The following is a 19,213-nucleotide window of genomic DNA, read 5'->3' as shown; positions in this document are numbered from 1 at the left end:
ATAATAAGATGGTAAATTTACCTAAAGGTTTTATATTGGGAGGTGCAACAGCTGCCTATCAAGTAGAAGGTGCAACAAAAGAAGACGGTAAAGGACGTATTTGTTGGGATTATTTCTTAGAAAAAGAAGGTAGATTTTTAGCGGATCCAGCAAGTGATTTTTATCATAAGTATGAAGAAGATATTAAATTAGCACAACAATTTGGTATAAAAGCCATTCGTATTTCTATTGCATGGTCACGTATTTTTCCAACGGGTTATGGACAAGTCAATCAATTAGGTGTTGATTATTATCACAAAGTATTTAAAGCTTGTCTGGATCATGATATTTTACCATTTGTGACATTACATCATTTTGACACACCAGAAACATTACATTTAGCAGGAGATTGGTTAAATTTAGATACAGTTAAATATTTTGTTGATTTTGCAAAATTTTGTTTTTCAGAGTATCAAGAAGTTCGTCATTGGATTACGATTAATGAACCAGGTGCTTATGTAAGTGGACAATATTTAACAGGTGCCTTTCCTCCTGGTATAAAATACAGATTAGATAAAGCATTCCAAGCGCAACATCATTTAAATTATGCACATGCTTTAGCAGTTAATGCTTTTAAAGAAGGTGGTTATCAAGGTCAAATAGGTTATGTACATGCTTTGACAACATTTTATCCAATTGATGATAGCGAAGAAAGTTTGAAAGCTCGTGCTAATCAAGATGTGTTACAAAATAAATTTTTATTAGATGGGACATTTTTAGGTGGTTATTCAGCAGATACGATTACGAAAGTGAATCAAATTATAGCAATTAATAATCAGGAGAAGATTGTTATTACAGAAGAACAATTACAAGTAATGAGAAAAGCAGCAAGACAATTAGATTTCTTAGGTATTAATTATTATCAAAGTGCATGGGTAAAAGCATGTACTGAAGAAAGTTATATTCATCACAATGGTACAGGAGATAAGGGAACTTCTGTTTATCGTTTGAAAGGTGTATCTGAAATTGTCCATAATCCTAATATTCCAAGAAATGATTGGGATTGGTATATTTATCCAGAAGGTCTGTACGATATGTTGAATCGTGTATGGAAAGATTATCCGAATTGTAAAGAAATTTATATTACGGAAAATGGCATTGGACAAAAAGAACATATGGAAAATGAACAAGATATGATTCAAGATGATGAACGTATTGATTATGTTAATGGTCATTTAGAATATATTGCTAAGGCAATAAAAAATGGTATTAATGTTTCAGGCTACTTTATTTGGTCATTACAAGATATGTTTTCTTGGTCAAATGGTTATAATAAACGTTATGGTTTATTTTATGTAGATTTTGAAACACAAAAACGTTATCCAAAGAAGAGTGCGTATTGGTATAAACAATTATCACAAGCAATTGATAATAAATAATATACTTAAATGTAGGGAAGAAAAGTTAAGTGTAATATAGATAAATAAGCTGGGTATTATCGCTCAGCTTATTTTTAATGAAAAATAAACGGTTATAAGTTATAATTATATTGCACAATATAATTTTAAGGAGTAATGAAGATGCAATTAAATAAAAAATTAGCAATACTCGTAACAAGTAGCATGTTATTCATGGGTGGATGTAGTGATTCATTAGATACAGAAACAACAAGTGAAGATATCAGTAGTGAAGTAGTTAGTGAAACAACTAATGAAAATATAGTAGATGTTTCTGAGGATGGTGTTGTAACACAACCTTATGAAGTAAAAGGGAAAAATTATATACGTGCTGGACGTGTCGATCAAGGTTTTATGACAGTACCTGGTGATTTTTCACGTGTAACAGGAAATGAAGAAGTTGAAAAAAATCATGCGATTCAATTTGCTGATAAATCTAACCATAATAAAGTGACGTGGGCTAAAATAGATACATCAACAAATCCAGATTTAACTAGTGAGGCATTAGCAACAAAATTACTTGAATCATATCAACAAATGGAAATTACACAAGAACAAGTAGAAGCAGGAAAAGTAGATAAAGCGGATATGTTTTTAAATCCAATCGTAGTTGTCTTAAAACAACCAGAAAAACATTTATTAACTTTATTTTTCCAAGATCCACAATCAACAAAAGAAGTTTATACGATTGCTATAGAAGGATCTAAAGAATTTGTTGATGAATACACACAATTAATTTTCACTTGGAAGAAACAAGGATAAAAAAACGCACTGGAACAGTGCGTTTTTATTATTACCAAATAGTAATTAAATTATATAAATTAATTATAATCACTAAAATAATAATATATTCAAAAACAATTTTGACAATATTATCTGAAGCAAAATTTTTAAGAATAGAACCTAGTAAACCTCCAATTAATCCTGCACTAATCACGTAAATCAATAATGAAGAATCAAATTGTGGTGGAAAACCAGTCATGATATTAGAAATTATCTTAGATAATTGTGAAAAGAAAATTGTACCAATAGAATAAGTTGTGGCAGTTTTAATGGGTAGTGAAAATAAGAAAATTAATAATGATACATTAATTGGGCCACCACCGATACCTAAAAATGATGCAATAGTACCTAACAATAAACCTGTCACAATATAAATAATTTTATTAGTAAAGTGATAGTTTTTAATAGAGAATTTTGAATATAGATAAGTACCTAATAATATGATGATGGTAATGATAATTTGTGTAATTTTTATAAAATTATTATTACTAAATAATTGTGAAATATGTAATAGTAATTTATCACCAATAATGCCACCCATAATTGAACCTAATGATAAAAAACATAATAGTGACCATTGAAATTGATTTGTAGATTGAGATTGTTTATAGATGGAAATTAATGACATTGAAAATACAGCGATACTAGAATATAGTGCAATAGTTAACGGCTCATGAAAACTAAAATAATCTAGTAAGGGTTTAATAATTACACCGCCACCCATGCCGGAAATAGCACCTATAATATTTGAGATAATAATGACAATAAAATAAATAAATCCAATCATAAAAAGCCTCCCAAACAGATGAATTTATATAAATTATAACATGCTCATTGGTTTGTGAATAGTTACTAACGTAGATATTTATTTAGTTGGAGTGTGTTCTGATGCTGATAAATCCTAGTTATACTGAGTTTTATCAGTTGTTTTGTAGTGTATCAATAAGCAATAATTGTATTATCATTAATTATATGAATAAGTTAAATCGTATTTTGTTTAAGTAGGTTTAAGAGTAGTTAAAATTAAAAAAATACTAATAACATATATCTTTTTTTAAAAAAATTATCTATATACTTTTAGAATAAAAGTTTCTTTTTAGGTTTGGATGTATTGTATTTAAATCCATTTTAATATAGAATAAGTTCAAGTCATATAAAAAGGGGGGATAATATGCATTTATTGATACAATTATTTTGGCGAGATAAGTGGCGATTAGTTTCAATATTTATTTTTTCAATATTGAGTTATTTCTTAACATTATATCCAACTAATCAATTAAATCAAATAGTCGATGGTATAGGGGATGGTCAATTAACTTACGATGCTGTGCTATATCATATTTTTATTTTAATGATGATAGGTATGGCTGGCTATATTATAGGTGCTTTTAAAGAATACTATGTTTTTATTGGCTATGATAGTGTGATTAGTGATTTAACTTATCGTATGCAACAACGTGTTTATCAGCATACACCTGTATTGTTTAATCGCTTTTCAATTGGAGAAGTGATTAGTCGTACAACGAATGATATTACAGAATATATTGCACCATTTTTTGGCTACGGTTTATTAAGTTTTTTTGATGGTGTGCTATATAATGTATTAATTACAGGATTGATTTATACTAAATCGAATGCTGTATTTACATTATTAGTGAGTTTACCAATGATTATACAAACAATCTATTTCTCATTACAGAGACGTCCACAAGAAGCATTATATCAACAAATGGCAAATATTAATGATAAAATAACAGAAGAAACGTTAGAAAATGTTAAAGGGATTCGTGTTATTCGAACTTATCAGTTATTAGATAAAGTAAGAACGAGTTTTGTTGGTAAATTAAAGACTTATGCGACGACTAATGAAGCTTATATGAAACGTACTTTAATTTATCAGCCTTTGAGTACATTTTCAATGGCTGCTGCTTATATTATTGCCGTAACTTATGGCTTTTATTTAATTGAACACGGGCAAATGACATTAGGGCAATTAGTTACAGCTTGTGTGGCACTTGCTTTATTACAATGGCCATATACTGCACTTGCTTCAGGTATTATTGCAGTCGTTGAATTGAAACAAGGTTTGCAACGTATGACAGAATTAATGTCACCTGAACCGGTCGTTAATAATGATGAAGCAAAATTACCATTTGTTTTTAATGAAGCTATCCAATTTAAAAATTTTAATTTTAGTTATGATGATAAATTAGTACTGAAAGATATTAATTTATCTATTCCTAAAGGTCGAACATTAGGCATAATTGGTAAAACAGGAAGCGGAAAATCTACTTTAGTCAAACAATTACTACGTTTATATCCTATTTCGCAACAACAATTATATATTGATCACAAAGATGTTCATCAATATACAACTGAGGCTATTCGTGCACATATAGGTTATGCACCACAAGAATATCAATTGTTTTCACAATCTTTAAAAGATAATATTTTATTTTTCAGACATGATTATCAAGATAAATTAGCAGAAGTATTAACAATTGCTGATTTAGATAAAGATATTCAGAAATTTGATAAAGGTATGGATACATTGGTTGGTGAAAATGGTGTAGCATTATCTGGTGGTCAAAAACAAAGATTAGGTATTGCACGGGCATTATTAGCACAACCAGATATTTTAATTTTAGATGATAGTTTAAGTGCGGTAGATGCCAATACAGAAAAAAATATTATTGATCATATTAAAAATTATCGACAAGATAAAACAAATATTATCGTTTCACACCGTATTTCTGCTATTCGTCATGCTGATAATATCGTAGTATTAAATCAAGGTGAGATAATCGGTATGGGTACACATAATCATTTATTAAATACGTGTTCGTGGTATGCAGAATTAAATGACTATCAAAATAAGGAGGAAACTAATAATGAAACAGACTAATCCTCTATTACAATTTACACCTTATATTAAAGAAGCACGTCGTGAGTATATGTTTGGTTTATCATTTTCGATTTTAAACGTTGGTTTAGGTGTTATTGGCATGTATATTCTATCACGTATGTTCGATCAAACGGGACCATTAACACATCAAATGTTTGTTAAATCATTAATAGTTGTTGCTGGCTATGGGTTGATTTTATTAGTGTCAGGTATTTCAAATTACATTATGAATATTTTTTTAGTAAAAGGTGCGAATAAAATTTATGTTAATATTCAAACTAAAATTTACGATCATATTCAAAGTTTACCTATTAGATATTTTGATGATATGCCAGCTGGTGCTGTTGTTTCACGTATAACGAATGATGTTAAACAAATTCGTCAATTTTTTGTCTCTACTTTCATACAAATAGTTGTTATTGTCGTTAAGATATTATTCATCTATATTATGTTGTTTATGATTGATATAAAATTTGCGAGTGTAATGTTGCTATTATTGCCAATACTATTCATTTCTACAAGATTATATAATCGTTTTGCCATGAGTGATATTAAAGGTTATCGTAAGAAATTTTCAGATAGCAACGCTTTGATTAATGAAGGTTATCAAAATTTAGAAGTGATTAAAGCATTTAATCAAGAACAAAATATTATTGATAATTGGGATCAACATAATCAAGAGAGATATTTGTATTGGAAAAGATTGAATATTAAAGATAGTTTGTTACTACATAATTTATCTACTTTAATTCGTGCGATTACTTTTATTGGTATTATTTATTATTATGCGTATTCTCAACATTACCATGTATTTGGTGTGACATTAGGTATGGTTTATTTATATATTAATTATACGACAGATATTATTTATCGTGTGGCAGATTTTACAATGGGGATTGGTGCCTATACTAGAGCTGTAGGTGCAGCAACAAATATTGAAGAAATTTTACAAATGACACCAGAAATAGATCAAGCAGGGAAAGCTATTGAACATTTTGAGGGAAATATTCAATTTGAACATGTGTATTTTAGTTATGATGGTGAACATGATGTATTGAAAGATATTCATCTGACTATTCCAGCTAATCAAACAGTTGCATTTGTAGGTGCAACCGGTAGTGGTAAAAGTACGATTATGAATTTATTAGTTAAATTCTATCAACCGACAAAAGGACAATTACTGATAAATAATCAAGATGTTGTGCATTATAGTCGTCAAGATTTACAACAACATTTAGCCATTGTTTTACAAGATGCTTTTTTATTTGAAGGCACTTTATTAGAAAATATTACACCTACTTTAGATGAAAATTTAGCTTTATATGCTTTAGAAAAAGTTGGTGGAAGTTTCATACTAGAACAAGGTCGAACATTACAATCTAAAATAGATATTGGGGGTAAAAATTTATCAACAGGTGAGAAGCAATTAGTTTGTTTAGCACGTGCACTTGCCAAAAATCCTAAAATTTTAATTTTAGATGAATCGACTGCAAATATTGATAGTCAGACAGAACAATATGTAACAAAAGCTATTGAAGAAGTGAAACAAGGACGTACAACTTTAATTATTGCACATCGTTTATCTACCATTAAAAATGCTGATTGTATTTACGTATTAGATAGAGGTCAAATTATTGAAAGTGGTACGCATCAACAATTAATTGCACAACAAGGTGTGTATAATAAGATGTATCAAACACAAATTAAAAGTTAAAATATATGAGGTTAAGAAAAAATATCCGTTTTTCTTAACCTCATTTTCTTGTTTTTCTGTTACTTTTTTATCAGATGTTTCTATGATATAATTGACTGTATAACTTAAAATTAGGAGAAATTTATCAATGACTAAACAAAATTATTATATTACAACTCCGATTTATTATCCAAGTGGTGATTTACATATCGGTCATGCCTATACAACTGTTGCTGGGGATGTTATGGCGCGTTATAAAAGATTACAAGGCTTTAATGTACATTATTTAACTGGGACTGATGAACATGGTCAAAAAATTCAAGAAAAAGCACGTGAACAAGGTTTATCAGAAATCGAATATGTTGACGGTATGATTAGTAAAATCAAAAAATTATGGCAAGATTTAGACATTACTTATGATGATTTTATTCGTACGACAGAAGAACGTCATAAAACAGTTGTCGCTAAAATTTTCGAACGTTTAGTTGAACAAGGTGATATTTATCTTGGTGAATATGAAGGTTGGTATTCTGTTTCAGATGAAGAATATTTTACAGAAACACAATTAGCAGAAGTGTATCGTGATGATAATGGTAAAATGATAGGTGGTAAAGCACCAAGTGGTCATGAAGTCCAATTAGTGAAAGAGCCAGCTTATTTCTTCCGTATGAGTAAATATGCTGATCGTTTGTTAGCGTATTATGAAGCACATCCTGAATTTATTTACCCAGCCAATCGTAAAAATGAAATGATTAATAATTTTATCAAACCTGGTTTAGAAGATTTAGCAGTTTCTAGAGCTTCATTTGATTGGGGTGTAAAAGTCCCTAATGATCCGAAACACGTTGTTTATGTTTGGATTGATGCTTTAGCGAATTATATTACAGCTTTAGGTTACTTATCAGAAGATGAATCGAATTTCAAACGTTTTTGGCCAGCAGATGTTCATTTAATGGCAAAAGAAATTGTACGTTTCCATGCTATTTATTGGCCAATTTTATTAATGGCATTAGATTTACCATTACCTAAGAAATTATTTGCTCATGGTTGGATTTTAATGAAAGAAGGCAAAATGAGTAAATCTAAAGGAAATGTTGTTTATCCTAATATGTTAATTGAACGCTATGGTTTAGACGCATTACGTTATTATTTATTACGTGAAATTCCATTTGGTTCTGATGGTGTATTTACACCAGAAGATTTTGTTCATCGTGTCAATTATGATTTAGCTAATGATTTAGGTAATTTATTAAATCGTACAGTAGCAATGATTAATAAATATTTTGATGGCACAATACCAACTTATCAAGCACCACAAAATGAATTTGATACGGCATTAATTGACGCTTCACAAGTGATGATTAATGAAGTAGAAGAAGCATTAGAGAATTTACAATTTTCAGTAGCAATGACAAGTATCTTTAAATTTATTGCACGTACAAATAAATATATTGATGAAACAGCACCATGGGTATTAGCTAAAGATGAAGCAACACGTCAAGATTTGGCACGTACAATGAATTATTTAGCTGAAAGTTTAAGAATGATCGCAGTGATTTTACAACCATTTTTAACACAAACGCCAAAACGTATTTTTGAACAATTAAATATTACTGAAGCAGCATTACAAGCTTATGACTCAGTACGTCAATTTGGTATTATTCCTGAAAATACTAAGGTTGTTACGAAAGGTGAGCCAATTTTCCCACGTTTAGATGTTGAAAAAGAAATTGCTTATATTAAAGAACAGATGCAACCAGTAGTGAAAGAAGAGGTAGAAGAAAAGGCGTCAGAAATTACAATTGATGATTTTGCTAAATTAGAAATTCATGTAGGTGAAATTCTACAGTGTGAACGCATTCCTAAAGCCGATAAATTATTAAAATTCCAATTAGATTTCGGTACAGAACAACGTCAAATTTTATCAGGTATTGCAGAATATTATCAACCTGAGCAATTAGTCGGTAAAAAAGTAGCCGTAGTGACGAATTTAAAACCAAGAAAAATTCGTGGTGAAATGTCACAAGGTATGATTTTATCATCCGAAACAGACGGTAAGTTGCAAGTAGTAGAGATTGCTAAAGAAGTCGCTAATGGTTCAAAAATAAAATAAAATATGGAGATGGTATAAGTCGATAACTTATGCCATTTTTTATAATAAGGAGAATAAATAATGGATATATTTACAGTTAAAGATTCATCAAAAAATATAAAATTACTATAGATAATTTTGAAAAATACACTTATAAAAAAGAACCTTATTATCAAAAAAATAGTAAAAATCAACAAATTTATTATGCAATTTGTCCAGAGTGTAGAAATCCTATTCAAATTATTAATTTGTATAGTAATCAATATAAACAGAATAAAACAAATAAAATTGAAACTTACGGCAAACATTGTTTGAATAATGTTGAAGGATTTGATGAAATTAATGAATCAAAAAAAGAATTATGTACTTTGTATAATCCAAATCAATTAGGAAATACACAATTAAGAGAGAATGAGAAGGAATCAGAAGAAATTAAACAAATTATCTTAAATAATAAAGAGATAATTAGAAAAGATATTCAAAAAATTTTAGGTATAAATATAAGTAAAAATAAATATGAAGATATATTTAATACATTTATTGCTTCTAGAGGATGTAAATATAAAGGAACAAAAAAAGATAATTTACCTTATGCAATGCTTTATCATTCAGCAGCTATTGATATATATGGGCAGTATGTAAAAAACGGACATGAAAAAAATTTTAATTGTGCTAATCTGATAAAAATTGATAACAATCAAATATTATCAAATAGTACGGAAGAAAACATAGAAATATATTTTACTTTTACTGAATATCAAAATAGTCCTATAGAATCTGTATTGTATCGAATTATAGAAGAAAAGAAAAATAAGAAAAATATTATTTTTAAACAGAGAATTCAATTACAACGAAAAATATATTAAAATACAATGAACTTACTTTGATAAAAAATTTAAAAGTAAATCCATTGTATAAATTAGTATGTAATTAGTATGTTAAAAATATATGAAATTGAGTATTCATTCAACTCATCTTATTAAAATACGTTGCTAAAAATGCTTGTGTTCTTGGGTGTTGTGGGGTATTAAATAGTTGTTGATTAGTATTACTTTCAACAATTTGTCCGTTTTCTACGAGATAAGTATAGTCACAAACTTCTTTAATAAATTCTAGTTGATGTGACACGATGATGATAGTTGTGTCTGTTAAAGTTTTTAATTGTCGAATAATATCTAATACTTCATTAACTGATTCTGGATCAAGTGCACTAGTTGGTTCATCAAATAATAAAATTTCAGGATTCATAGCTAAAGCACGTGCAATAGCAACACGTTGTTTTTGTCCACCACTTAAATTTTGAACGGCACGGTGTTCAAAATTCTTTAAACCAACTAAAGTTAATTTTTCTTTGGCAATGGTTTGTGCCGCTTCACGTGATAGTTTTTTAGTTAACATCAATGTATTAATGATATTATCACCGACAGACCATTGAGGAAATAAATTAAAATGTTGAAAGACCATGGTAATTTTATCAAGTATTTGTCGGTTGCCTCGTCCCATAGATTTGGTAATACCAATATCTTGTCCATCAATTAAAATTTCACCGTTATCAATAGCTTCTAAGCCACAAATGGTACGTAAAATAGTTGATTTTCCACTACCACTAGGTCCGATAATACCACAAACTTGTTTAGTTGGAATAGTTAGTGAAATATCTTTGAGAATAATTTTATTATTAAAAGATTTTGTCATATTATTTATTGTGATCATAACTTCTGCTCCTGTTCTTGACCTAAGGCAAAACGTTGTTCTAATTTTCTAAAGATAACGACTACAAAAGAACTTAATACTAAATAAAGTATGAAAGTTAGTAAATAAGGTGTAATAGATGCTTCGCGATTAGCTATTTCTTTAGTACGTGCTAATACTTCTACAATAGTAATAATATTAATTAAAGATGTGTCTTTAATTAAAGTGATTGCTTCACTTGATAGTGCAGGTAAACTCATACGAATAGCTTGAGGCATAATAATAAATAAAGCAGTTTGCCATGGTTGATAGCCTAAAACATAAGCCGCTTCATATTGTCCATTATCAATAGCCTCGATACTACCACGTAAAATCTCAATTAAATAAGCAAGATAATTTAATACAAAAGTAATTACAGCAACTAATAGTGATGACCATCCTAAACCTAATATAGGTAATAAACCATAGTATAAGAAAAATAATTGTAACATTAAGGGCGTACCTCTAAATATCCAAGTGTAGATACTAATTGCACGATTAATATATGGATTACGTTTAATAAATAACATAGATATAATGATCGCTAAAGGAAAAGCAATAAGTAAAGTGGATAAATAAACAATTAACACGGCGGGTAAACCTTGTAATATATAAGTTAAGTTAGACATATAACCTCCTACTAATGAGCAAACCATTGATTATAAATTTCATCGAATGTCTTGTCTTGGTTTATTTCTTTTAATGTGTGATTAATTTCGTTGCGTAATTTGACATTATCTTTTTGTACTGCAACACCCATCTGTTCTTTATCGAATATATTTTCAGACATCATAAAATGTTTGTTTTGCTGTTTTGCAATATATTGTGCTACGATTTTATCAATAACAACGGCATCTATACGTCCTGCTTCTAAATCAATTAAAGCTGTTAAATAGTCATTGTATTTTTTCATATGATTAGCAGGAAAATGTGTTTTCATTAAAGCAGTTTGTGCTGAACTTCCTGTTTGAATAGCAACTACTTTGGTTGTTAACATATCTAAAGTAGTAATAGGCTCATTTTTTGTTAAGATAACTAATGTATTTTCGATATAAGGTTCAGTAATTGCCATGGCTTGTTGTCTTTCAGGTGTGATAGTTAGACCATTCCATATAACATCTATCTTATGATTGTTAAGTTCAGCTTCCTTATTTTCCCAACTGATAGGTTTAAAAATAACTTTTTTACCTAAACGTTGAAAAGTTTCTTTTGCTAAATCAATATCAAAACCTATGATTTCACCATTTTCATCACGAAATCCCATCGGTGCAAAAGTATCATCTAAGCCAACAATAATAGTATCATTTTTTACGGCTTGTTGAGAATTTTCTTGCTGATAATAAAAGATAAATGTAATATTTATGAACCATAAAAATAAATAAATAAAGATAGATTTTTTAATCATATATATGCCTCCATAATGTATAATAATTAATTTAACACATTAGCGAACTAAAGTAAATGAGGTTGAAGTTAAAAAATTAAAAAACATTCGTGGTAATGATAAATGGGCTATGTTAAAATTGACTATATTATGAAAGAAAGAGGTAAAATAGATGACGACATTTATGGAAGAACATCGTTTACTCATTCGAAAAATAAAAACTATTATCGTAGTGTTAGTTTGTGCTTTAATTAATGCTTATTCAGTTAATTATTTTTTAGTGCCAGCACATTTATTTAGTAGTGGTTTTTTTGGATTAGCACAATTAATATCAGATGGTTCAGCGATTTATCATCTACCTGTTCAATTGTCACTAAGTACAATGTACTTACTTTTAAATTTACCAGTTATTTATTTAGCATGGGCAAAATTGGGAAGATTTTTTACCATTACAACGATGATTTCTATTGTGGCAACGACATTTTTCTTAGGGGTTATACCAACAGGAGAATTAACACATAATGGTTTATTAAATGCAGTATTTGGTGGTGTGATTGGTGGTGTAGGTATAGGGTACACACTAAAATATGGTTCGTCAACAGGTGGCTTGGATATTGTAGCGATTGTTATTGCTAAAATTAAAGATAGTTCAATGGGGAACTATATGATGGCCTTAAATACTTTAATTATTATTGGTGCAGGTATAATGTATAATGCAGAGTCAGCTTTATATACTTTAGTTTCTCTATATGCTAAAATGCGTGTCATTGATATTATACATACTAAACATATGAAATTAGCTGCACATATTGTCACAACTAAACAAAAAGAAGTGAAGTATGCCATTTATCGTTATTTAGGACATGGTGTAACTGAAGTAGAATGTAAAGGTGGTTTTTATCAACAAAATCAAACTATGCTTTATTGTGTCATGTCTAGACATGAATTGTATAAATTTGAAATGTTGATGAAAGAAATTGATCCGAGTGCTTTTGTTACAATTACACAAGTCATGAAAATCATGGGAAGATTTGTTCAAAAAGATAAAGTTTAGGAGTAGATATGGGAAAAATTTATTTAAAAAATTTTGATTTGGTACGAGGGCAACAATATATTACACGTGAAACAACATTACCAGCCAAATGTATAGACAAACCAACTTCTATTTTTATTCAGTTTCAAGAAATAATGGATTATGGTAAAGTAGATAATTTATTAAAAATAAATAAAAATGGTCAACAAGGTTATTTAAAACGTCAAGGTGCGTTTAATTTAACATTTAAATTTAATGTGGATCAAAAAGATAGCAGTCATTTGAGACATATTTATGGTACAATGAAATATGATTTGCAAACATTGTCACAAACATTAACTTATACAGATAGTAAAATTATTTATCAAGTTATTTTTGATTTGTGGTTAGCAGGAGAAGATAAAAAACAACAAGGTATTTATCTTGAATATACTCATAATGAAGGAGAAAACAATGAAAGATATTAAACATTTATTAGCTGATACGATACAGTCAGCTATTATTAAAGCACAATTAGTTGAAGCGACAGACATACCGAATATTCATTTAGAAACACCACGTCATAAAGATAATGGTGATTTTGCATGTAATATTGCTATGCAATTGACTAAATTAGCAAAACAACCACCACGTCAAATCGCTGAAAAAATTGTAGAGAATTTAGATAAACAACAAGCTAATATTGATAAAGTAGAAATTGCAGGACCTGGATTTATTAATTTTTATTTAAAAGCAGATTATTTAACAACAGTCATTTCTGAAGTTATTGAACAAGGTGAGCATTATGGTGAATCAACAGCAGGTAATAATGAAAAAGTGTTACTAGAATATGTATCAGCTAATCCAACAGGTGATTTACATGTCGGACATGCACGTAATGGTGCTGTAGCAGATGCTTTAGCAAGAATGATGAAAGCGGCTGGTTATGATGTGACGCGAGAATTTTATGTCAATGATGCAGGTAATCAAATTAATAATTTAGCACTGTCAGCTGATGCACGTTATCAACAAGCATTAGGTCTTGATAAAGCAATGCCAGAAGATGGTTATAATGGAAAAGATATTGTTGTTTTAGGAGAAATTTTAGCTAAAGAATTTGGTAACACATTATTAGAAAAAGATGAAGCAGAACGTTTAGTATTTTTACGTCAATATGCTGTTAACTATCAATTAAATAAATTAAAACAAGATTTAATTGATTTTAGAATCGAATTTGATAATTTTTATAGTGAAACTTCACTGTATGAATCTGGTAAAGTACAAGCAACATTACAAGATTTAGCACAACGCCAAGCAACTTATGAAAAAGATGGTGCCACTTGGTTAAAAACAACTTCATTTAATACAGGTGATGATAAGGATCGTGTATTAATTAAAGCTGATGGCAGCTTTACTTATTTCACACCAGATATCGCCTATCATAAAGATAAATTTGATCGTGGGTATGAAAAATTAATTAATTTATTTGGTGCAGATCACCATGGCTATGTGCCACGTTTAAAAGCATCAGTGGCAGCTTTGGGTAATGAGCCTAGTCATTTAGAAATTTTAATCATGCAATTAGTGCGTTTATTAGAAAATGGTACAGAAGTGAAAATGAGTAAACGTACCGGAAAATCAATTACGATTAGAGATTTAATTGATGAAGTAGGTGTAGATGCAGCACGTTATTTCTTAGTAATGCGTTCTAGTGATACACATTTAGATTTTGACTTTACAGAAGCGAAAGAACAGTCAAGCAATAATCCAGTTTACTATGCACAATATGCACATGCTCGAATTTGTTCGATTTTACGTCAAGCAGAACAGCAAGGTTTACAATTTACACAAGCAGCTGATTTATCGTTAATTACATCAGAAGCGGCATTAGATTTGGTGAAAGTAATGGCAGAATTTCCAGAAGTTGTTGCACAAGCAGCAGCACACCGTACACCACATCGTGTAGCTAATTATATTAATCAATTAGCGACAGCATTCCATAAATTTTATAATGCTCAAAAAATTATTGATCTTGAGCAACCTCAATTATCAGCAAGTTTATTACAGTTAGCTTTAGCAACTAAAATCACATTAAAAAATGCATTAACATTAATTGCTGTCAATGCACCTGAACAAATGTAGAGGTAATAAGATGAAAAAAATTCATATAGATAAAGTGACTTTATTGTGTACAATTGCAATTATTAGTTTGTTAGTTGTTACGTTTTTAGTATACAATAAGCAATTTGCAAGTATTCCTTTATTATCTATTGCGATTATTTTTGGTTACTTATTAATTAGAGAAATAAAAAAAATAAATAAATATCGAAATACTATTGAATAAAGTTAGCTGATAGCGTATAACTGATATAGTAAATATTTGCAAATAATGTCTTGCATGATATAATGAAAAACAGTAAATTGAGAGGAATGGGCATAAAGATGAAATTTAGCGAAGTTACTAAAACACTAATTGATGAGATGTCATTTATTGATTTAGCATATTTATATTTATCTGAAACAGGCGAACCTAAATCATTTTATGATTTAGTAGCTATTTTTAAACAAATTGGACAATATACAGATGAAGAAATTGCAACAAGAACTGTTCAGTTTTATACAACATTAAATGTAGATGGTCGTTTTGTACGTATTGAAGATCAAGCATGGGCGCTACGTGATTGGTTAGAAGTTGATGAAATATTAGTTTATACTGAACCTTCAGTACATCGTTTTGATGATGAAGATGAAGATATTATTTTTGAAGATGAAGAAGTATTTAAAGATGAATTAGATGAAATTTCTGAAGCTGAAGAAGTAATTGAAGATGATGTAGAAGAAGATACAACTTATGATGAAGATGAGTTTGCAGATTCTAAAAGTGATATTCTATTAAAATATATTGAAAATTCTCAAGAAGATAGTGAGTTCTAATCTTGACATCAAGTCAAATTATGATAGTATATTATACGGGCACTCTAAAATTTTGGAGTCGGTATTAACAGCTCCCTTTTTAAAAGGGAGCTATTTTTATTTTATAAAATAGGAGGACAGTATGGCTAAGTATATTTTTGTGACAGGTGGTGTGGTATCTTCATTAGGTAAAGGTATTACGGCTGCATCTTTAGGACGTTTGTTAAAAAATAGAGGATTGAAAGTAACAATTCAAAAATTTGATCCTTATTTAAATGTGGATCCAGGAACGATGAGTCCTTATCAACATGGAGAAGTTTTTGTTACGGATGATGGTGCAGAAACAGATTTAGATTTAGGACATTATGAGCGATTTATTGATATTAATTTAGGTAAATATTCTAATGTGACAGCTGGTAAAGTTTATTCAACAGTTTTACGTAAAGAGCGCCGTGGGGATTATTTAGGTGGTACAGTCCAAGTTATTCCACATATTACTAATGAAATTAAAGAGCGTTTATTATTAGCAGGTGCGGAAACAGGTGCTGATGTTGTAATTACTGAAATTGGTGGTACAACTGGAGATATTGAATCATTACCATTCATTGAAGCCATTCGTCAAATTCGATCTAATTTAGGACGTGATAATGTTTTATACATTCACTGTACATTATTACCTTATATCAAAGCAGCAGGAGAAATGAAAACTAAGCCGACACAACATTCTGTTAAAGAATTACGTGGTTTAGGTATTCAACCTGATGTTATTGTTTTACGTAATGAAAAACCATTAACAGAAGAATTACGTGATAAGATTGCTTTATTCTGTGATATAGAAGCAGATGCAGTCATTGAAGCACGTGATGCAGATACATTATATGAAATTCCAATGGCTTTACAAGCTCAAAAAATGGATGATATCGTATTAAATAAATTAGGTATTACGGCACCACCAGCAGATATGTCAGAGTGGGAAGTATTGTTAGAACAAGTTCGTCATTTAGATAAAAAAGTAACGATAGGAATTGTAGGTAAATATGTAGAATTACCCGATGCTTATATTTCAGTAGCTGAAGCTTTAAAACATGCTGGTTATACTTATGGAGCAGATATTGATTTACGTTATATTCAATCAGAAGATATTACACCAGAGAATGTTGAAGAAACTTTAAAAGAATTACAAGGTATTTTAATTCCAGGTGGTTTTGGAGAACGTGGGGTTGAAGGTAAAATTACTGCAATCAAATATGCACGTGAAAACCAAGTGCCTTTCTTTGGTATTTGTTTAGGGATGCAATTAGCAGCAGTAGAATTTGCACGTAATGTTGCAGGTTTAAAAGGTGCGCATTCTTCAGAACTAGATCCGAATACACCATATCCAATTATTGATTTATTACCAGATCAAAAAGATGTTGAAGATATGGGTGGAACACTACGTTTAGGTTTATATCCATGTCAATTAGTTGAAGGAACAAAAGCTTACGAAGCTTATGGAAAGAAAGAAGTACAAGAACGTCATCGTCACCGTTATGAATTTAATAATAACTATAGAGAAAAATTAGAACAAGCTGGTTTAGTTTTCTCAGGCACAAGCCCAGATGGACGTTTAGTTGAAATTGTAGAATTATCAGATCATCCATTCTTTGTGGCAGGGCAATTCCACCCTGAATTGATCTCACGTCCAACACGCCCACAAAAATTATTTAAAGCCTTTGTAGGTGCTGCATTGAAACATTAATACTGAACTATCAGCTCAATCATGGTTGAGTTGATAGTTTTTTAGCCGTATAAATAAGAGATTGCGCTATTCAGTGCAATCTCTTATTTTTAAATTATTTTTTAGCAGAGTTAATTAACTCTTGTGCAGCTAAAATACCTAAATTATTTGCAGCTAATGGGCTATCACCTGTTAATAAGTTACGATCTTTATGTACTTCTCCAGTGATACCTTCGTTTAAAATTTCAACACCTAAGTTTTCTAAACTTTCAGCTAATAACCAAGGTAATTTACCAGGCATATAACCGATTTCTTGGTTGGCACCTTCGTCTAAAGCATCAGGGAATACGTTGATCTTGTAACCTTTAAATAAGAAATTATCTTTATCTTCATCTATGGTAGCAGCTAATAATGCTGCTGGTCCATGACATAATGTTACGATTTCTTTTTCTTGACCTACAGCCCAATGTAATACGGCTTTAACTTCTTTACTTTCTGGTAAATTTAATAAAGCACCGTGACCACCTGGGAAGAAAGCACCAGCATAATTAGTATTTTCTTTAATGACTTCAGGTAAAACTTCACTTAATTTTAATGGTTTTTCAAATTTAGTTAAATATTGATTATAAAAATCCATTACGACTTTATCTTCTTCAGGCATTGCCCACATTTCAAATTTAACTGGGTTACCCGATAAAGTTGTGACGATAATTTCAAAACCTGCATTAACCATATGTAACATAGGTAATAATGTTTCTACAGGATGGTTACCAGTTGAAAATAATTTACCACTTTTAGTTTTTAAATATCTTTCGTCTGAAGCGACCATCAAAATTTTATTGTTTTTACCTGTATAAGGTGCATCAATTTTAAAACCATCAAAATCTGTTATGGGGCGTGTATATAGACTTAATGAATAGTCTGATGGAAAATAAGCATTGTTTTCTGCCATATCTCGTTTTGGTTGTTGATTTAATTCTATCATTTTAATCCTCCTAATGACCATTGGGAATATAGTTGTCAAATTAAGACGATTATTTGTAATTAATTTTAAAAAATAGATAAAGTTTTTTCATATTTTTTAAGTACACGATCAACTGTGAGTAAAGTATCGTTTAAAATCTCTTCACCTAATTGTGTTAATATGACTTGAACACCGCGTTTATCTTCTGTGCAATGTCGACGTTCAATTACTTGACAATTTTTTTCGAATTTGTCTAGCATACGTGAAGTGGCACTTAAACTCAAGCCTATTTTCTCACTCAATTCTTTCATACGTAATTCATGATTTTCTACATGATGTAAAAAATATAAAACGTAAAATTCGTTTAAACTCATGGCATGGTTAGATTGTTGTAAGGATAATTCTAATTCTTTAAAAATTTGATTATTTAAGTTTTTTAAATTTAACCATTTAATAATATTAGTATTCACAAAATCGCCTCACTTTCATATTATTGCTTGTGCAAGCAACTACTTTACAATATAATATATTCAATTAGATGTCAATCAATTTATAATGAGAATTAATTGCGATGTAGCCTATT

At 29.7% G+C, this 19,213-nt stretch carries 18 protein-coding genes; 12 read left to right on the top strand and 6 right to left on the bottom strand.

Translation table 11 applies throughout. From position 1 onward, the window contains the following. Positions 1-8 precede the first annotated feature (8 nt). Both lacG and AC5EAH_RS03980 read left to right on the top strand, forming a co-directional pair. Complete coding sequence (gene lacG, locus AC5EAH_RS03985; RefSeq protein ID WP_493493465.1) at positions 9-1,418, top strand: 6-phospho-beta-galactosidase; 1,410 nt, start codon at positions 9-11, stop codon at positions 1,416-1,418. 141 nt (positions 1,419-1,559) lie between these two features. After that, entirely contained in the window at positions 1,560-2,198 is a 639-nt protein-coding gene (locus AC5EAH_RS03980) for a hypothetical protein (RefSeq protein ID WP_493493464.1), read from the top strand. A 31-nt stretch (positions 2,199-2,229) separates the two neighbouring features. On the opposite strand, the gene AC5EAH_RS03975 is transcribed toward AC5EAH_RS03980, so the two are convergent. Further along, positions 2,230-3,006 (bottom strand): sulfite exporter TauE/SafE family protein, encoded by a 777-nt coding sequence (locus AC5EAH_RS03975; RefSeq protein WP_493493463.1) that lies wholly within the window; start codon positions 3,004-3,006, stop codon positions 2,230-2,232. 384 nt (positions 3,007-3,390) lie between these two features. Here AC5EAH_RS03975 and AC5EAH_RS03970 point away from each other — a divergent pair, with 384 nt between their 5' ends. From AC5EAH_RS03970 to AC5EAH_RS03955, 4 genes are all read left to right on the top strand, one after another. Further along, positions 3,391-5,124, top strand: coding sequence for an ABC transporter ATP-binding protein (locus AC5EAH_RS03970; protein WP_493493462.1), 1,734 nt, complete (start codon positions 3,391-3,393; stop codon positions 5,122-5,124). Beyond that, positions 5,111-6,838, top strand: a complete 1,728-nt coding sequence (locus tag AC5EAH_RS03965; RefSeq protein WP_493493461.1) for an ABC transporter ATP-binding protein — start codon at positions 5,111-5,113, stop codon at positions 6,836-6,838. Before AC5EAH_RS03970 ends, AC5EAH_RS03965 begins: the two co-directional genes overlap by 14 nt. 127 nt (positions 6,839-6,965) lie before the next feature. Then, positions 6,966-8,930 (top strand): methionine--tRNA ligase, encoded by a 1,965-nt coding sequence (gene metG / locus AC5EAH_RS03960; protein ID WP_493493460.1) that lies wholly within the window; start codon positions 6,966-6,968, stop codon positions 8,928-8,930. Between the two features lie 290 nt (positions 8,931-9,220). Next, entirely contained in the window at positions 9,221-9,775 is a 555-nt protein-coding gene (locus AC5EAH_RS03955) for a hypothetical protein (protein ID WP_493493459.1), read from the top strand. Between the two features lie 100 nt (positions 9,776-9,875). Here AC5EAH_RS03955 and AC5EAH_RS03950 read toward each other — a convergent pair whose 3' ends face one another. From AC5EAH_RS03950 to AC5EAH_RS03940, 3 genes are read right to left on the bottom strand one after another with little or no spacing between them, the layout of a single operon-like run. Beyond that, the gene (locus AC5EAH_RS03950; protein ID WP_493493458.1) at positions 9,876-10,622 is read right to left on the bottom strand and encodes an amino acid ABC transporter ATP-binding protein; all 747 of its coding nucleotides are present in this window, start codon (positions 10,620-10,622) and stop codon (positions 9,876-9,878) included. After that, positions 10,619-11,269: an amino acid ABC transporter permease gene (locus AC5EAH_RS03945; protein WP_493493457.1), complete on the bottom strand. Its 651-nt coding sequence runs from the start codon at positions 11,267-11,269 to the stop codon at positions 10,619-10,621. The genes AC5EAH_RS03950 and AC5EAH_RS03945 overlap by 4 nt, the downstream gene beginning before the upstream one ends. Positions 11,270-11,280: 11 nt before the next feature. Next, complete coding sequence (locus AC5EAH_RS03940; RefSeq protein WP_493493456.1) at positions 11,281-12,045, bottom strand: amino acid ABC transporter substrate-binding protein; 765 nt, start codon at positions 12,043-12,045, stop codon at positions 11,281-11,283. A gap of 151 nt (positions 12,046-12,196) precedes the next feature. Here AC5EAH_RS03940 and AC5EAH_RS03935 point away from each other — a divergent pair, with 151 nt between their 5' ends. The 6 genes from AC5EAH_RS03935 (at position 12,197) to pyrG (ending at position 17,687) form a co-directional block, all read left to right on the top strand. Further along, entirely contained in the window at positions 12,197-13,078 is an 882-nt protein-coding gene (locus tag AC5EAH_RS03935) for a YitT family protein (protein ID WP_493493455.1), read from the top strand. Positions 13,079-13,086: 8 nt separating this feature from the next. Beyond that, a complete protein-coding gene (locus AC5EAH_RS03930) occupies positions 13,087-13,524 on the top strand; it encodes a DUF1934 family protein (protein ID WP_493493454.1) in 438 nt (145 codons plus the stop codon). After that, on the top strand, positions 13,496-15,178 hold the full coding sequence (gene argS / locus AC5EAH_RS03925; RefSeq protein WP_493493477.1) for an arginine--tRNA ligase: 1,683 nt from the start codon (positions 13,496-13,498) through the stop codon (positions 15,176-15,178). The genes AC5EAH_RS03930 and argS overlap by 29 nt, the downstream gene beginning before the upstream one ends. A 10-nt stretch (positions 15,179-15,188) precedes the next feature. Beyond that, positions 15,189-15,380 carry a hypothetical protein gene (locus AC5EAH_RS03920; RefSeq protein ID WP_493493453.1) on the top strand — a complete coding sequence of 64 codons (192 nt, stop codon included), beginning with the start codon at positions 15,189-15,191 and terminating at the stop codon, positions 15,378-15,380. A gap of 98 nt (positions 15,381-15,478) precedes the next feature. Next, positions 15,479-15,970 (top strand): DNA-directed RNA polymerase subunit delta, encoded by a 492-nt coding sequence (gene rpoE, locus AC5EAH_RS03915; RefSeq protein ID WP_493493452.1) that lies wholly within the window; start codon positions 15,479-15,481, stop codon positions 15,968-15,970. A gap of 121 nt (positions 15,971-16,091) precedes the next feature. Beyond that, a complete protein-coding gene (gene pyrG / locus AC5EAH_RS03910; RefSeq protein WP_493493451.1) occupies positions 16,092-17,687 on the top strand; it encodes a CTP synthase in 1,596 nt (531 codons plus the stop codon). A 94-nt stretch (positions 17,688-17,781) separates the two neighbouring features. Here the strand turns inward: pyrG and hchA are convergent, their stop codons facing one another. Both hchA and AC5EAH_RS03900 read right to left on the bottom strand, forming a co-directional pair. Then, a complete protein-coding gene (gene hchA / locus AC5EAH_RS03905; protein ID WP_493493450.1) occupies positions 17,782-18,651 on the bottom strand; it encodes a glyoxalase III HchA in 870 nt (289 codons plus the stop codon). 65 nt (positions 18,652-18,716) lie between these two features. After that, the gene (locus AC5EAH_RS03900; protein WP_493493449.1) at positions 18,717-19,100 is read right to left on the bottom strand and encodes a MarR family winged helix-turn-helix transcriptional regulator; all 384 of its coding nucleotides are present in this window, start codon (positions 19,098-19,100) and stop codon (positions 18,717-18,719) included. Positions 19,101-19,213: the final 113 nt, after the last annotated feature.

It is taken from the genome of Staphylococcus sp. B1(2026) (assembly GCF_058895785.1).
The sequence above is the reverse complement of the archived record's forward strand: the minus strand, read 5'-3'. Positions and strand labels throughout refer to the sequence as shown.

Bases quoted from the DNA above. Each gene is read 5' to 3' on its own strand.
- AC5EAH_RS03975 (WP_493493463.1), bottom strand. From the start codon at position 3,006: ATGATTGGATTTATTTATTTTATTGTCATTATTATCTCAAATATTATA.
- AC5EAH_RS03970 (WP_493493462.1), top strand. From the start codon at position 3,391: ATGCATTTATTGATACAATTATTTTGGCGAGATAAGTGGCGATTAGTT.
- AC5EAH_RS03935 (WP_493493455.1), top strand. From the start codon at position 12,197: ATGACGACATTTATGGAAGAACATCGTTTACTCATTCGAAAAATAAAA.
- AC5EAH_RS03980 (WP_493493464.1), top strand. From the start codon at position 1,560: ATGCAATTAAATAAAAAATTAGCAATACTCGTAACAAGTAGCATGTTA.
- argS (WP_493493477.1), top strand. From the start codon at position 13,496: ATGAAGGAGAAAACAATGAAAGATATTAAACATTTATTAGCTGATACG.
- lacG (WP_493493465.1), top strand. From the start codon at position 9: ATGGTAAATTTACCTAAAGGTTTTATATTGGGAGGTGCAACAGCTGCC.
- pyrG (WP_493493451.1), top strand. From the start codon at position 16,092: ATGGCTAAGTATATTTTTGTGACAGGTGGTGTGGTATCTTCATTAGGT.
- AC5EAH_RS03950 (WP_493493458.1), bottom strand. From the start codon at position 10,622: ATGATCACAATAAATAATATGACAAAATCTTTTAATAATAAAATTATT.
- rpoE (WP_493493452.1), top strand. From the start codon at position 15,479: ATGAAATTTAGCGAAGTTACTAAAACACTAATTGATGAGATGTCATTT.
- hchA (WP_493493450.1), bottom strand. From the start codon at position 18,651: ATGATAGAATTAAATCAACAACCAAAACGAGATATGGCAGAAAACAAT.
- AC5EAH_RS03920 (WP_493493453.1), top strand. From the start codon at position 15,189: ATGAAAAAAATTCATATAGATAAAGTGACTTTATTGTGTACAATTGCA.
- AC5EAH_RS03930 (WP_493493454.1), top strand. From the start codon at position 13,087: ATGGGAAAAATTTATTTAAAAAATTTTGATTTGGTACGAGGGCAACAA.
- AC5EAH_RS03940 (WP_493493456.1), bottom strand. From the start codon at position 12,045: ATGATTAAAAAATCTATCTTTATTTATTTATTTTTATGGTTCATAAAT.
- AC5EAH_RS03965 (WP_493493461.1), top strand. From the start codon at position 5,111: ATGAAACAGACTAATCCTCTATTACAATTTACACCTTATATTAAAGAA.
- AC5EAH_RS03945 (WP_493493457.1), bottom strand. From the start codon at position 11,269: ATGTCTAACTTAACTTATATATTACAAGGTTTACCCGCCGTGTTAATT.
- metG (WP_493493460.1), top strand. From the start codon at position 6,966: ATGACTAAACAAAATTATTATATTACAACTCCGATTTATTATCCAAGT.